Source organism: Parabacteroides sp. AF17-28 (assembly GCF_003479205.1).
Taxonomy (GTDB): Bacteria; Bacteroidota; Bacteroidia; order Bacteroidales; family Tannerellaceae; genus Parabacteroides; species Parabacteroides acidifaciens.
Window position 1 is genome coordinate 22,372 of sequence record NZ_QUGV01000027.1, and the last position, 12,904, is coordinate 35,275.

General features: G+C 41.3%; 14 protein-coding genes. 2 read left to right on the plus strand and 12 right to left on the minus strand.

The window, feature by feature from the left end; genetic code table 11:
- Position 1: 1 nt before the first annotated feature.
- Positions 2–1,825: a site-specific DNA-methyltransferase gene (locus tag DWW90_RS16685; RefSeq protein WP_122345783.1), complete on the minus strand. Its 1,824-nt coding sequence runs from the start codon at positions 1,823–1,825 to the stop codon at positions 2–4.
- A 27-nt stretch (positions 1,826–1,852) separates the two neighbouring features.
- Positions 1,853–2,095, minus strand: a complete 243-nt coding sequence (locus tag DWW90_RS16690) for a helix-turn-helix transcriptional regulator (protein ID WP_122345784.1) — start codon at positions 2,093–2,095, stop codon at positions 1,853–1,855.
- 181 nt (positions 2,096–2,276) lie between these two features.
- On the opposite strand from DWW90_RS16690, the gene DWW90_RS16695 reads away from it, so the two are divergent.
- Positions 2,277–3,509, plus strand: coding sequence for a hypothetical protein (locus DWW90_RS16695; RefSeq protein WP_122345785.1), 1,233 nt, complete (start codon positions 2,277–2,279; stop codon positions 3,507–3,509).
- 71 nt (positions 3,510–3,580) lie between these two features.
- On the opposite strand, the gene DWW90_RS16700 is transcribed toward DWW90_RS16695, so the two are convergent.
- The 6 genes from DWW90_RS16700 to DWW90_RS16725 all read right to left on the minus strand — a co-directional run bounded on the left by DWW90_RS16700 (position 3,581) and on the right by DWW90_RS16725 (position 8,306).
- Positions 3,581–3,982 (minus strand): hypothetical protein, encoded by a 402-nt coding sequence (locus tag DWW90_RS16700; protein WP_122345786.1) that lies wholly within the window; start codon positions 3,980–3,982, stop codon positions 3,581–3,583.
- 35 nt (positions 3,983–4,017) lie between these two features.
- Entirely contained in the window at positions 4,018–4,959 is a 942-nt protein-coding gene (locus tag DWW90_RS16705; RefSeq protein ID WP_122345787.1) for a relaxase/mobilization nuclease domain-containing protein, read from the minus strand.
- The gene (locus DWW90_RS16710) at positions 4,949–5,257 is read right to left on the minus strand and encodes a MobC family plasmid mobilization relaxosome protein (RefSeq protein ID WP_122345788.1); all 309 of its coding nucleotides are present in this window, start codon (positions 5,255–5,257) and stop codon (positions 4,949–4,951) included. Before DWW90_RS16710 ends, DWW90_RS16705 begins: the two co-directional genes overlap by 11 nt.
- A 140-nt stretch (positions 5,258–5,397) precedes the next feature.
- Entirely contained in the window at positions 5,398–6,477 is a 1,080-nt protein-coding gene (locus DWW90_RS16715; protein WP_122345789.1) for a DUF6371 domain-containing protein, read from the minus strand.
- A gap of 75 nt (positions 6,478–6,552) precedes the next feature.
- Positions 6,553–7,929 (minus strand): DUF3987 domain-containing protein, encoded by a 1,377-nt coding sequence (locus DWW90_RS16720; protein WP_122345790.1) that lies wholly within the window; start codon positions 7,927–7,929, stop codon positions 6,553–6,555.
- Positions 7,930–7,940: 11 nt separating this feature from the next.
- Positions 7,941–8,306 (minus strand): helix-turn-helix domain-containing protein, encoded by a 366-nt coding sequence (locus DWW90_RS16725; protein WP_122345791.1) that lies wholly within the window; start codon positions 8,304–8,306, stop codon positions 7,941–7,943.
- A gap of 156 nt (positions 8,307–8,462) precedes the next feature.
- Here DWW90_RS16725 and DWW90_RS16730 point away from each other — a divergent pair, with 156 nt between their 5' ends.
- Positions 8,463–9,197 (plus strand): HNH endonuclease, encoded by a 735-nt coding sequence (locus DWW90_RS16730; RefSeq protein WP_122345792.1) that lies wholly within the window; start codon positions 8,463–8,465, stop codon positions 9,195–9,197.
- A 2-nt stretch (positions 9,198–9,199) separates the two neighbouring features.
- On the opposite strand, the gene DWW90_RS16735 is transcribed toward DWW90_RS16730, so the two are convergent.
- The 4 genes from DWW90_RS16735 to DWW90_RS16750 form a co-directional block, all read right to left on the minus strand.
- Positions 9,200–10,087 (minus strand): mobilization protein, encoded by an 888-nt coding sequence (locus DWW90_RS16735; protein ID WP_122345793.1) that lies wholly within the window; start codon positions 10,085–10,087, stop codon positions 9,200–9,202.
- Between the two features lie 182 nt (positions 10,088–10,269).
- A complete protein-coding gene (locus tag DWW90_RS16740; RefSeq protein WP_122345794.1) occupies positions 10,270–10,632 on the minus strand; it encodes a lipofamily protein in 363 nt (120 codons plus the stop codon).
- A gap of 8 nt (positions 10,633–10,640) precedes the next feature.
- Positions 10,641–11,747 (minus strand): site-specific integrase, encoded by a 1,107-nt coding sequence (locus DWW90_RS16745; protein ID WP_122345795.1) that lies wholly within the window; start codon positions 11,745–11,747, stop codon positions 10,641–10,643.
- An 84-nt stretch (positions 11,748–11,831) separates the two neighbouring features.
- The gene (locus DWW90_RS16750; RefSeq protein ID WP_122345796.1) at positions 11,832–12,734 is read right to left on the minus strand and encodes a helix-turn-helix domain-containing protein; all 903 of its coding nucleotides are present in this window, start codon (positions 12,732–12,734) and stop codon (positions 11,832–11,834) included.
- Positions 12,735–12,904 lie beyond the last annotated feature (170 nt).

Below are 12,904 nucleotides of genomic sequence, written 5' to 3' on the forward strand. Positions count from 1 at the left end.
CCTATTCGTCAAAGTGAAGTATACCGTCAAATATTTTGTCGGCATTGTCAGTAGCGTTGTTCTCTTGTTCAAAAGCGACATCTTTTTTCTTTGGCAGGATACGTTTATAGGCGTTGTATATGGCTTGGGGCAGGGCGCAAAGTTCCACTTTGTCTGCCACTTCTTCAAACTCACCCTCCCATGGGTCTTCGCTGGGTGAGAATACATATACCTTCATCTTGCCCTCATAGTCAGCACGAAGGATGAGTTCCACCAACTGCCCTACGGCTTCCTCGCGATAGATAACCATCATGCGCTTTGTGCCATTGTAGAAATAGCGGAACACGTTGGCGTATGTCTTTTGCCCGGCAAACTCCGATTGCTCGGTATATAGGTCTTCCTTGATACAGAGCATATCGGTGGAGAGCGACATCAGTTTGCGCATATTGCGCATTGAGCGGTTTCTACCTACAAAATCGGTACGATAGTAGTGGAGGGTATTTGCTGTAAGTCCTTCCACAGCTTCGCCTTTGGGTGTAGTATAACCGTTGATAACTCGCTTGTTGCGCTCGTAGGTCACTTCTTCGCAGATATTGTTTTCATTGTTGGTAACGAGGATGCACTTGCGGTGTCCGCCATCTTCTGAGTTCAACTGCATAGTAGCGTGAAGGGTTGTGCCACTGCCAGCAAAGAAGTCGAGAATGTTTGCCGTTCTATTATTGATTAGTTTAATAAACAATAAAATTAAATCTAATGGTTTTGCATAGTTAAAAGCCTTAGAATTAAATATTGATTTAATATCATTAGCGGCATCAGCATTGAGTACACCAGTTATGAGATTTTTATATGGCACAGACTTCTCAATTATATGTCCTTCGTTATCTACATTGAGGTATATTTTATACTTTACTGCCCATCCACTACCTTTTTTCTTTGTAGGAACAATTTCAATAAACTTATTATCTATACCCCATTTTACCTTTTCTTTACTCCATTTCCATGTCCAACCGTCATTCATAAAAGAAGTCCGTCCATTTGGATATATCATAGTTCCGTCTGGGGCCTTAATGCCATAATTCAATCCATCACTATATTGAATACTTCCTCTATCCAATGAATCATAATAAAAGGGGCCTCTCTCTTCTATATATTCATCTTTATATCTGTATCTTTTAACATCAAAAGCCTCTTTATTATAGTTAAATATCGTTTTGGCCAAAACAGGATTTTGACAATAAACAAGTATGTATTCTGTAATAGTTGCTATACCGTTGGCATCGGCTGCACCTGTTTTTTTTTGCCAAATAAGATTTGAAATTAATTTATCGTAACCAAACACCTCATCACATAGCAATTTCAATTGCGCCTGTTCGTTATCATCAATAGAAATGAATATCACACCTCTGTCAGAAAGCAATTGCTTGGCAATGCGCAGACGCTTATTCATAAAGGACAACCATTTGGAATGGCGATAAGAATCTTCTTTATCCACATAGTGGTCGTTATAGACGAAATCCTTGTTGCCAGTATTATAAGGCGGATCGATATAGATAACATCAATCTTCCCTTCGTGGGTATAAGCAAGGGCTGTGAGGGCTTCGAGGTTGTCTCCCTCTATGAGTATATGATTGGGGGCATCGGCTTCTTGGCTTATAATCGCCTTTGATGTGTCTTCAATAAGTACGGGCAGTTCATCACGCAGGCGCTCCTCCACATCCTCGGGTTTGTCTTCCCACACCAATCCGTATTTCTTTTGTTTGCGAAGCAGCCCCAATAGCTCTGACTTTTCTTCGTTGGTCAGTCCATCAAGCTGCAATATCTTGGTATATAATTCTTTCTTGTCCATGATTGTATTGTTTCCTAGTTGGTGTACTTATTTGACTAACCTCACCGTTTGGATATTTTCATCTAAAGAGGAGTTCAAAAGTTCTTTTACATCCACCTCCAAGACATTAGCTATCTGCAGCAATGTTTCAAGTCCCGGTTGAGAGGTATTCGTACACCATTTTGAAACCGTAGCCGGATCTTTTCTCAATTGCTCGGCCAGCCATTTGTTGGTTCGTTTCTTCTCAACGAGAACCACTTTGATTCGATTTATATCTTTCGTAGCTTCCATTTTGGATTGTATTATTCACCTTGTTATGCAAAAGTAATGAATTTATTTCATTCAAGTATCATTCAAATAATATGATTTTCCATTAAAATTGCGGATTAGTTCAAGAAAAATCACAAAACAGAAGTTTACAATAATTGTTTTCTGTATCTTTGCCTTGAACTAATTGGATTTATTTGACAATATGGGAACACATACATTGGATAATTTTCATGAGGACTTTGAAGCAGGCCGTTGGAAGGTTCGAAAATTTGTATTGCCAAATGCATCCGATTATCTTTGGGACATAGAGAATATCACATGGGCTCAAATAGGATTAATTGATGCTTTTGGAGCAAATAGATTTTTTGATGAAGCTTCCCAAATGATCGCCAATTCAATATTCCTTTTTCAGAAAGGATTTTTTGATGTTGCGTTTTATTCATTACGCCAATCCATCGAGCTTTCAATAGGCACACTGTATCTAACAGCGAATCCTGAAAAAATGAAAGAGTGGAAGAAATTAGAGCCTGGTTTTGAATCTGGTAAAATGGCTAACTTTCTGAAAGAACATGAACCGGTCTTCAAAGAAATAAGAGCCAAAATACCTGCTTTCTTTGATAACATACGTGCTGTCCAGAAAAAGACAAATAAATACGTGCATAAACAAGGCTATTCATCTTTTTATACAACACAACGATATTCTTGGTCGGATCACCGTGAAAACAAAGTCTATCTTAAAATAGTTTCAGATTTTGAAGAAACTTTGAAAGTGGCGATTGGTGCTGTTGCCATGTATCGTTTGGCAATCGATCCTCTACCAATTATACTAATGGATGAAGAGTTGATGATGCGTTCCGGAGATTTTGTAACGGAACCTTATTCAGAAGAATTTGTAAACAAATACATAGGTTCAGAAAATATCGAATTATACAAGCAAACCGATATTTATCAGGGATTTAAAGAGAGTATAATGTCTCATGAAAAACAAAATGAGGCAGTTTTTAACATTATCCATTGGCAAATAATAGACCGCGGCAAATTTGAAGAGATAACCAAACAAATACATTTACTGTCGTATACGGATAGATTAGCAGTAGTTATAATGATGGCATCTGTGAAAATTCCGCAAGTGTATATTGATGGTTGCTTCCATTACACTTCTGATGTTAAGGCGACACATACAGACACTGTTATTGGTACTTCGTTTTATGAAGAATTTTTCGCTAATAAAGGCAACAACAATTTTAATATCCCATTCAAAAATAGCTCGTATATTTCGAGAATTAGAATTTGCGATAAATACTCCTACATAGAAACTAATACATTACTTGACGATTCGGAAGTTGCCATATTGAACCACATTGCTAAGATATTTGAAGAGGCATATCTTAAACAAGAGAAAGAGTTGAAGCAATGGCTTGAGAACCATAAGTAACAACACTGGAACTAATTTTTAATAGCGAAAAAGGAGAGGAAAACTTCCCCTCCTTACTTCCAAATCTTGTCTCAAACATTCAAATCTTTCAGTGCCAGTGCATAATTGTGTCCAAAAAACTCTTTCTTGATGAGTTTCAAACCGAGTGTATGGTAATACCTGTACCCATCTCCTTCAGTGCAGAGGTATTTGTAACCGTAATGTGGCATGTACTCTTTGAAGAAACGAGCCAAGTCTTTCAGGTTCTCATCTTGCTTCTTCTTGAAGTTGCTGCGCACGATGATGATAGACCAGTCGGGGAAATTGCCTACACCTCCGCTGTACTCCCAAAAGCGGATGTAGAGATCCAACTCACGCTCACTGACACTTACACAGATGCCATTAGCATTTCTCATAACACTACAGCTACCTCTGTAGCCGAATTTCTCACACAGATAGAGATTGAAATCTGCAATCAAATCATTGTACATCATAAATAATTGAATTTAAGAAGTTAATAAATAATGAATTATAAATGGAAGCCTCGCTTGCGCTTAGCCTTTTTCTTTTTCATCAGGCGATTGAACTCTGCTTCTTCTACGGCTGTAGCATCGTAAGAAGGACCACCGTTTAACAGACCAAGACTAATGCTTGAACAATCACCGGAGTGGGAAACGGTTTGTTGCACTTCTTCTTCCTTATGATTGAACTCTTGTTTGCGGTATTCAAATGAAGAGTCAAAAGCATTTTGCTCCAGCCTGTTGTCGATATTCATGTAACTGAACTCTCGGCTGATTTTTGATCCAGAGAAAGAAAAACCGTTATACTCAAACTTGACACCCTGTATTTCTCGTGTAGTTCGACAGACCTTGAACTTCATATCAATGTCTCGGTCAGCAAGAGCATCTTTCAGCCCGTTCCAAGTCGTAGCATTGGGCAGTTCCTCTTTCAACGCTTTGTATATCTCATGCTTTGCTCGGTCGTATGGGCGAAGTCGTTCCTCCTTGATGTGGTCTTTGCCGTTGGCGAAGTACAATCTATATTTAGCCGTCAGCATCTTACAGGCTTTCTCGTTTCTGCGGAAGTCATTCTTGTCGCTAATCGTCTTGCCATCATTGTCCACCCGATTAAAGACGATATGGCAATGCGGATGTTCCCGGTCGATGTGTCGGGCAATGATGAACTGCGTGTTCTCAATCCCCATCAGTTTCATATAGTCGTGAGCGATTTGCAACATCAGCGTATCATCATGTTTCAAGCGTTCGCTATCTTCCGGTGAGAAGTTGAGCGAGGTATGTCCGACAATATTCTTTACCTTATCATTGAGCAATGATTGTAGCTCAAATTGCTCTGCCACCTGTTCGGGTGTACCATTCACTCCGACCGCTTCCAGTAATTTAGATTTCTCTTCTTTCAGAACATAGCAGACACATCCTCCGAATGATGTTCCTTTCGTTTGTTTACCTATCATCTTTCAGTCGTCTTATAAGTTGGTTAATACGTTCAGTCATCTCCTCGCATCGCTTGGCAACGGCAGAAAACCCATATGCGTTGGCCTGCCTCGCCAACTGGTTGAGATTGGTGCTTTCGCCAATCAACTGTCGGATGATGTAGATATGCTCTTGTGAAATCCGTTCACGTACCGAACCGTTCTCGATGAACGAGCGGATGACCTCACTTTGATTCCGTTTTGTCCGTCTGCAAATTGCACCGAGTAATGTGTACTGCATATCTGTCAGACGGAGCGTTATCGTATATTTCTTTTCCATTTTGATTCTGCTTTTTAGTGAATAATTTGTGACCGTCGGGAGCTGTCTCCTCAGACTTTTTGAGGAGCAAGTGGTCGGGGAATGTAATACACCGACATTAACTTGCTACAGTAAAAAAGTCTCCATTTTCTCCCTTTTAGTCATAGTCTGAAACCTCGTTTCTTGGGTGGTGAAACTTTCGGTTGAGGGATGCCTCGCTGCACACTGACGAGCTTCAAATCGAGTGCGCCTATCAGTATTTTCAATGCGGGATTCTTCCTTATCATCTGTTGAAGTACGGCTTCGTCTGGCTTCACTTTGAGCAGATAATCGGCAATATCGAATCCCTCTTTCCGTTCAGCTTCGCTGGCGTTGGCCTCTAGATAATCGAACATCTGCACTTCAATTCCGTAGCTTTTCATCAGTCCGATTTTACTCTGCCAATAGTCGGTTGCACCTAAGTCGGGGAACAGGACAACGTTTCTTCCCGCCAACACGGATAGGCTGTTGGCATTAAAACAACCGTTCTTGCCACCCGAGGCAATCCATAGAAATTGGGATAGGTAATAGGATGCGATAAGGGCTGTCTTTTCGCTTTCGACCAGTGCAACAGGTCGGCATTTATTCTCGGAAAGCAGATGCTCACCAAAGAAGCATTGCCTCAGATTATAGTCGCCTTTGTGTAGTACGGAGTGTACCCACGTAACATGATTGTATGGTTCTTTTACTCGCTTACCTGTTTCGGGATTGTAAAGCATTATCTTACCTGTGCGAACTTTGTTCTGATTATCCGTCTGCCAGAATACGGTTGCACCGTCCCAATGCTTGGATGTACCCACCTTGTACTTCTTCATGAGTTTCAATGTTTCGGTCTCTCCGAACTGAGCGGATAGGAATTGGAACAATTTGTTCGACGGATAGCCTCGTAATGATTGGTTGACTATATCCAAATCAATGTAAGAGGTAGCTCTCGGTTGAGCCTCTTTAATAGGCGTGTAATTCCAGAAATCCCTCTCTGAGAACTTTTCTTTTTCTTCCGGGTTCTGCTCAAAGTAATCACGAGGCGTGAAGTGGTAACCGCATTTCTGTTCGTGGTCACAACGCCCCACGTACTCGGGGAACTGAATTTGCTTCTCCGTATCAATATACTTGGAGAAACATCTTTGGCGGTGGCAGTTCGGGCAAGTGTGCCGGGTGCTAACACCTTTGTATGGTTCTAATATGAATCTATGTGTACTCATTGTATGTTTTTTTTGTGTGGCATTTTTGTCGTTATTGTCGTTTTCGTTTGGAAAGTGTCAAAACCGACAAAAATGTCACGGGTTTATTTTTGAATATTCTCCATGCTTCTCTTTACGGAACAATGTCCCAATGTTGTCATTGAGAAAGCGTTGAAGTGTCCGCTCCTTCATTCCGTTCTGCTCGGCCAACTCTATCGCATGGGAAGTTGTGAAAGATGGAGGCAGCAGATTGACTATCGTCTGTTGCTGGCTGGTGAGGGTGTTCTCATTGAGGATGTTCTGTACGCCCAAAGCGGAATCCTTGAAATACTCCGTCAGTTTGATGGCTCGCTCTACCGTCAACAAGTCAATATGTGTTTTGTCACACTCTCCACAAGTCCATCGTGCCAGTTGGATAATCAGGCAGAAGCGTATGATGTATATCTCTAACTTGCAGTAGATACTTACGATGGTGTCGTTGGTCTCTCGGTCGCATAACTCGGAGAAATGGTGCTGCCAGTCGTAAAGCCTTCTCTTTGCTTCCTCTGTGAACAGAAGAATATGCGGTTCAATCTCTCCAAATTCATTGAGTGGACACTCTTGTTGTATCAGTCTGCCAATGATGGCATTCCATTCCTCTTCGATGTTCTCCGGCAACTCCTTGTCGTTCCAGCGTGCTTTCTGTTGCAGATTGGGCATCACGAACAGAATACGGTCGATGAATCCATTGCTGGAGCGTTCACCTTTTGCCAACTCGTTCAGAATTTTCTTTTGGATAGTGCCAATGACTGATATATACGGACGCTTGATAAAGATGGAACTCTTGGCATTCTTGCGGTCGGATATAGTTGTCTTGGCACTGAATACCGATAGCCAGAACTGTTCTTCCGAACCGTTATTGTAACGGTTGAAGTTCTTGAACCAAGCGGATAGTTCATCAGCCCACAAACACAATCCCCGTTTGTTTTGCGCATGAATGAGGCTCAAACCTTCGGGTGTTACATCCGATACCAAGAAGCGTTTGCGGATAGGTTCTTGTGGAAATTGCTCCCCACCACTTTCCGCACGTTCCTTCCGGCTCATACTCATCTGCTCATCATACTTTGCAAGTGCCTTTTCAAACACTTGGTTTTGCTGGTAGTCATAATCAAGATAGGGCTTCATGGCAAAACTGAGAGGATGACTTTTGTTTGCTCCAGGTCTTCCAATCAATGCCATGTACAGGATAGGGCTTTCTATCCAGCCTTGTTTGATTTGGGCAAGGTGCGTGTTCCCGATGCCAACCGCTATTGCTGTAAGGATTGCTGCGGCTATATAGTCGGTAGGATAATTGTGACATTCATGCACTTCATGGATGATGCGTTGAATCTGAGTAGGGAATATGCTGATGGGAAATTCTGTACCAGCCAACCTTGTACTCAAATCGATCGCTTCATCAATGATAGATACCGGATTGATAGAAGTTGTATTCATAAACCAAGCGATTAGAAGTTAATACTGGATTTAGGCTTATGCTTGACACCGCTTTGCATATTGGCAAGCATCTCTTCATAAGTCTGTTCCGCCGTCTTTCTCCGCCCGTTGTCAATCCAAGTCAACAGTTCGTCCTCGTAGAAATAGAGTTTCTTGCCTTTCTTGTAAGCAGGGAGCAGCCCCTTGCGTACCAATGTATATATGGTAGGCTTGGCTTTCCTGATAATGCGGCAAGCATCCTCAATTTCAACCAACACGTGCTTGTCTGATGCAGGAGGTTGAAGTTCCGACACCATTCTTTTCAACTCAATGACCTGTTCGGTCAGATAACCTACCGCCTCGGGTAGCTTATCAAATGTTACTGTTTCGTTTTGCATACGCCAATCGTTTTTAATTGTTCGACGGCAAAGGAAACAGGTGTTTCAATGGTGGAATCATTCACCAAAATATAACTGCGATATAACTTTTTGATGGTTATAAGTGGTGATTACAAGGAATTTAAATACTTTTGTATCCTATAGCGTAAAAATAATATGAGAAAATTAGGTAGAATTATCAGAGATATATCGGAACTTATGAATAATCTATGTCAAGTTGATATATATCTGAATGACGATAATGAAGAGAACTACAAAAATATGGTTCGTCTTATTGCTAACGGAACAAATTTCGTTGTATATAAGGCTGAAGGACGGTATCATTTTGCACCAAGTAGATTTGTCGGGTATCTAAATAATGATTTGCTAACACATCTTGTAAAAAATAATGGGAAGCACGGTTGGTATACATCACCAGCTATTGATAGTATTATTGGACATACAAGAACTTTTAATCAGGCATTAGAAAATGAATATTTAAGATTCTGTGATAGGTTGGGTATTACTCCGAAACATATGGTTGATACTCAAAGAAAATATTGGTTATTAGACAATAAACAGAACAATATATATGCAGAGGAATATTATGAGGGTTCTTTGCAACAGGCGTTAGTTAATAGATACGAACGTAATCCTATTGCTCGTAAAAAATGTATTGAAAAATACGGATGTATATGCCAAGTTTGTGGAATGGACTTTGGCAAAGTTTATGGAGAATTGGGTAATGGATTTATTCATGTACACCACATTGTTCCCATTTCAGCACAGAAAGGAGAGGTGCATAAAATAGATCCGGAAAATAGTCTTGTTCCTGTATGCCCTAATTGCCATGCAATGTTGCATAAAGGCAAACTTAGTATAGAGGAACTAAGAAAGATATTAGGCAAGTGATATTAAGCTATCTTCTTGTCTAATCTAATCTTACACTCTGATTCCGTGTGCGACATCTTACGCTCAATGGTAGATATTTCCACATCATGAAGAGTATGGGCAAATACCTTTTTAATGAATGTAGCTGTTTGTAAACGTGGCTTGCCAAATGCTTTGCCGATGTTCCATCCAAAGTGCATGGTATCAATGGTCTTTAATTGCGAACTGAGTTTTATTGCTTCAACTTTTGGCAGGGAATCGGACAGATAGTATTCTGTAATATACCCGCATAGGCGATTAAGGCTTGCTTCATCAAGATAAGGAACAAAAGTCCGCTTCGTGTATGTGAGGACTTTATCAAGTCTTTCTTGGGATGCACGTTCCTTTTCTGCCATCGCATTGGCACGAAGTATCTCGTATTCTGATGGCTGGATGGATTCTTCAACAGAAGTATTACCAATGATAGAAGGTGTGGCGTCTTCCTTTTGAAGTTTAGCCACTCCTTCGTTGGATTCAGATAGAGAGGGAGTTGAAACCTCTTCTGACGTGTCAGATGTGGTTTCTATTTCGATTTTGGATTTAGATTCAGAAATGATAGGTTCTGAAATAATGGTACCTTCGGCAAGTCCAGGGTGCGTTATTGGAGCTTTTACCACCACAGCCTTATTGCGGTAACATTCAAATCTCATAAAGTACTTCTCTATTGTTGGTGAAAGAAGTTGCCTGAATACCATTTGCAGATTAAGATAGATTGCTCCCATGACAATGGAGCATACCACAAAAATAAGGTAGCTACTGAACTCGTCCCAACCATAGTGTAGTACGGTCTGACGGGCTAAAACACCAATGATGACGATTGTCCCGAAAACAATCAGATGCAAGGTAATATGTTCTATCTTTTTCTGCTCCATAATGATATATGTTAATCGTTTGTGTGCAAATATATATCATTTGCAAGATGTGTAGATACATTTCCCGGGAAGTGGCAGCTTTTGGCACAGGTAGGTAGCATTTTTCTATGCCACCTGTGCCACAATAGCAAAGGAAAGTCCGACATGGGACTAGCCTACATCGGACTTTTAAGTTGTGGGTATCAGCAATTGTAAGTATTAGCTGACCTTATTGGGATAAATAGTGATATGTTCTTCTGCTTGGAGGTAACTTTATTGATAACCCATTTCCTGAATGCAGCGGAATGTCCAGTGTCTATTTGATAGGATAGGGCAATAATCATGTTGAGATTATACGCATCAGCGCTATTCCTATTTTCTAACCTTATACATTGGTAAGCTTCATACTCCTTTAAGACGTTGGTTTTCAATATCGCTTTTATGCGGGAATTGATTGCTCCAACTGTTGTATAGAACAAGTTGGCAATCTCCCAAGCGGTCATCCATACTTCGCCATCAGAAATATGGATACCTTGTCCGTTGTTTGTTATGATTCCTCGTTTCATAGCTGTATTTATTTCAGTGAAATCTTATTTGCAGTCTCCCGTTTCTTCACATTTACCAAATCTGCGTATATTTGAGTTGTGGAAACGTTCTTGTGGGTTAGCATCTTTGAGACCGTGTAAATATCTGTACCTAAAGAGATTTGTATGACTGCGTAGGAGTGGCGAAATCCGTGAAAGGTTATCGGTTTTGTAATCCCTGCCTTTTTGAGCCAGTTTTTCAGCGGATAGTTAATCATACTTCGTTTCAACCCCTTGAATACCTTACCCGTGTCGGGCGTACCGCATAGTTCGTAGGCTTCGTAGCTGATGGGGAGTGTTGCTTCCGTTTGGGTTTTCTGTGTCCTGATACGCAAACAATAGCCTTGGTCGGGAGCGATGGCAAAGTCTTCCCATTCTAGATTGAGAATATCGCTGATGCGTAACCCTGTCAGGCAAGCAAACAAAGAAGCGGCTTTCAGAACGGGGATATCGCAAGGAGTGGCGGCAAGCTGCTTCACTTCGTCCAGTGTCAGGTACTCTTTCTTCACATCTTGCGGTTCAATCTTATCAAGATAGTCATTGATATTCTCCCGAAACCATTTATCTCGATAGGCAATCTTCAACAATCCTCTGAAAGTGGAGTAGTAGCCGGATGCCGAATTGAGGGATATGGGGCGGTTGCAGTGCTTGAGTTGCTTGGCATTCAGCAAATACTCACGAAACTTCTTGCACAAATCCACATTCACATCGCCAAACGTACAATGACCTTTGACAAAGTTGTAGAAGTGCTGATAGACAAACTGCCATTTCTGATCTTTGCTTCGGCACATCTTCTTGAAGTAGGCAAGGAAGTCGGCTTTCTGCTTGGTCTTATCCAAGAAACCGAACTCTTCATTGATGAGTGATTGTACTCTGATACAACGGATAGCCTCTGCTTTGTTCAGCATATCGTTGTTGAATTCCCGTTCCATTTCGTTTTTCGGATGGGCATAGATGTAGATGCCGAGATATTCCCTGCGGCTCATCTGCATGGTTTCTGGATTACGGACTGCCGGATAATAATCCAGATACAAGGAGAAACGATTGTTCCGAATCGCTCTCTGACGAACTGTTACTTTTGTACACGTGTGTGTCATGCTGTTTGATATTTAGAGTTTTACATTTGTTTGTTGCAAAGGAATAAGGTGATGTAATGGTGGCAACATTCACCGATAAATAACTTATTCTATCTTTGGGGCTGCAAGCAGTTTATCCAATTCAGATTTGGAGATAAGCGTGTATTTGCCTTTCTTCACCTTGGAGATGTTATGATATTTCGTATAGTGATAGAGTTGGTCACGAGTGAGGTTGAACTTCTCCATCGCTTCGGCTACCATATAATACTGCGGTTCTTCGGGTGCGGATACTCCTTTGGCTATATCCACATGCTTTTTGGAATAGTACACCATGATACCTTCTTTCTTCTTCGGAATGGCATTCTTGGAAACGAAGGTGTAGATGGCGGATAAGGTCATGCCGAACTTCTCCTGCATTTCTTGGGTGCTGTACCATTCTGCGATGTCCGGGTTCGGTGCTTTCTTTGCAAAGTATGCATCCATGTGCTTCTTGCTCCAGTAGGTCTTACCACGGTTGAAAGTCCGAGGGATATTGTTCTTCTTGGCTATGGCGAATATCCATGACTCTGCTACATTGAACTTCTCTTTGACTTCGGCTGTGGTGTAGAAGTCGGTGATGGGAACTTTCTCTTTAATCGGTTTGTCCTTTGCCACTTGCTCAATATAGGATGTCATTTCCTCTATATCTGCTTTACGAACAAGTGTCTTCCGTTCAAAGCGGATTACTTTAATAGCTCCATTGCGGATGTAGCGATAAATGGAAGTTCGCCCTATGTGCAACAACTCTGCAACTTCTGATGGCGTTAGGTACTCTTTGTTTAAATTTGGAGGTGTCTTGATGCTTTTTCCAAGTTCGTGCTGTAGGCTTTCAATGCGCTGTTTCCTGACCTTGTCCTTATAGGCAAGGTTGCCGCATCGGTGAGAACAATACTCTGTGGTTGTCTTATGGGCTGTAAAGATAGCACCACACCACTTGCATCTCTTCTGAATGTCGATTTTACTACTCATTTTCTTTTGTTATTTCTCCGTTTATTTCGCCAAATCTGTTTCATCGCGTACCACCACGTACCATGACGTACCAGTGTATCCACGACCTTTCCGCCCCTGAAGCCGGAGTGTAACAAGCGAGCAACAAATACGGTACAAAAATGAGCTGAAAAAGCCCTATAAACGATGAG

Excerpts from the sequence above, each read along its gene's own strand:
- DWW90_RS16685 (WP_122345783.1), bottom strand. The coding sequence starts at position 1,825 with ATGGACAAGAAAGAATTATATACCAAGATATTGCAGCTTGATGGACTG.
- DWW90_RS16690 (WP_122345784.1), bottom strand. The coding sequence starts at position 2,095 with ATGGAAGCTACGAAAGATATAAATCGAATCAAAGTGGTTCTCGTTGAG.
- DWW90_RS16695 (WP_122345785.1), top strand. The coding sequence starts at position 2,277 with ATGGGAACACATACATTGGATAATTTTCATGAGGACTTTGAAGCAGGC.
- DWW90_RS16700 (WP_122345786.1), bottom strand. The coding sequence starts at position 3,982 with ATGATGTACAATGATTTGATTGCAGATTTCAATCTCTATCTGTGTGAG.
- DWW90_RS16705 (WP_122345787.1), bottom strand. The coding sequence starts at position 4,959 with ATGATAGGTAAACAAACGAAAGGAACATCATTCGGAGGATGTGTCTGC.
- DWW90_RS16710 (WP_122345788.1), bottom strand. The coding sequence starts at position 5,257 with ATGGAAAAGAAATATACGATAACGCTCCGTCTGACAGATATGCAGTAC.
- DWW90_RS16715 (WP_122345789.1), bottom strand. The coding sequence starts at position 6,477 with ATGAGTACACATAGATTCATATTAGAACCATACAAAGGTGTTAGCACC.
- DWW90_RS16720 (WP_122345790.1), bottom strand. The coding sequence starts at position 7,929 with ATGAATACAACTTCTATCAATCCGGTATCTATCATTGATGAAGCGATC.
- DWW90_RS16725 (WP_122345791.1), bottom strand. The coding sequence starts at position 8,306 with ATGCAAAACGAAACAGTAACATTTGATAAGCTACCCGAGGCGGTAGGT.
- DWW90_RS16730 (WP_122345792.1), top strand. The coding sequence starts at position 8,463 with ATGAGAAAATTAGGTAGAATTATCAGAGATATATCGGAACTTATGAAT.
- DWW90_RS16735 (WP_122345793.1), bottom strand. The coding sequence starts at position 10,087 with ATGGAGCAGAAAAAGATAGAACATATTACCTTGCATCTGATTGTTTTC.
- DWW90_RS16740 (WP_122345794.1), bottom strand. The coding sequence starts at position 10,632 with ATGAAACGAGGAATCATAACAAACAACGGACAAGGTATCCATATTTCT.
- DWW90_RS16745 (WP_122345795.1), bottom strand. The coding sequence starts at position 11,747 with ATGACACACACGTGTACAAAAGTAACAGTTCGTCAGAGAGCGATTCGG.
- DWW90_RS16750 (WP_122345796.1), bottom strand. The coding sequence starts at position 12,734 with ATGAGTAGTAAAATCGACATTCAGAAGAGATGCAAGTGGTGTGGTGCT.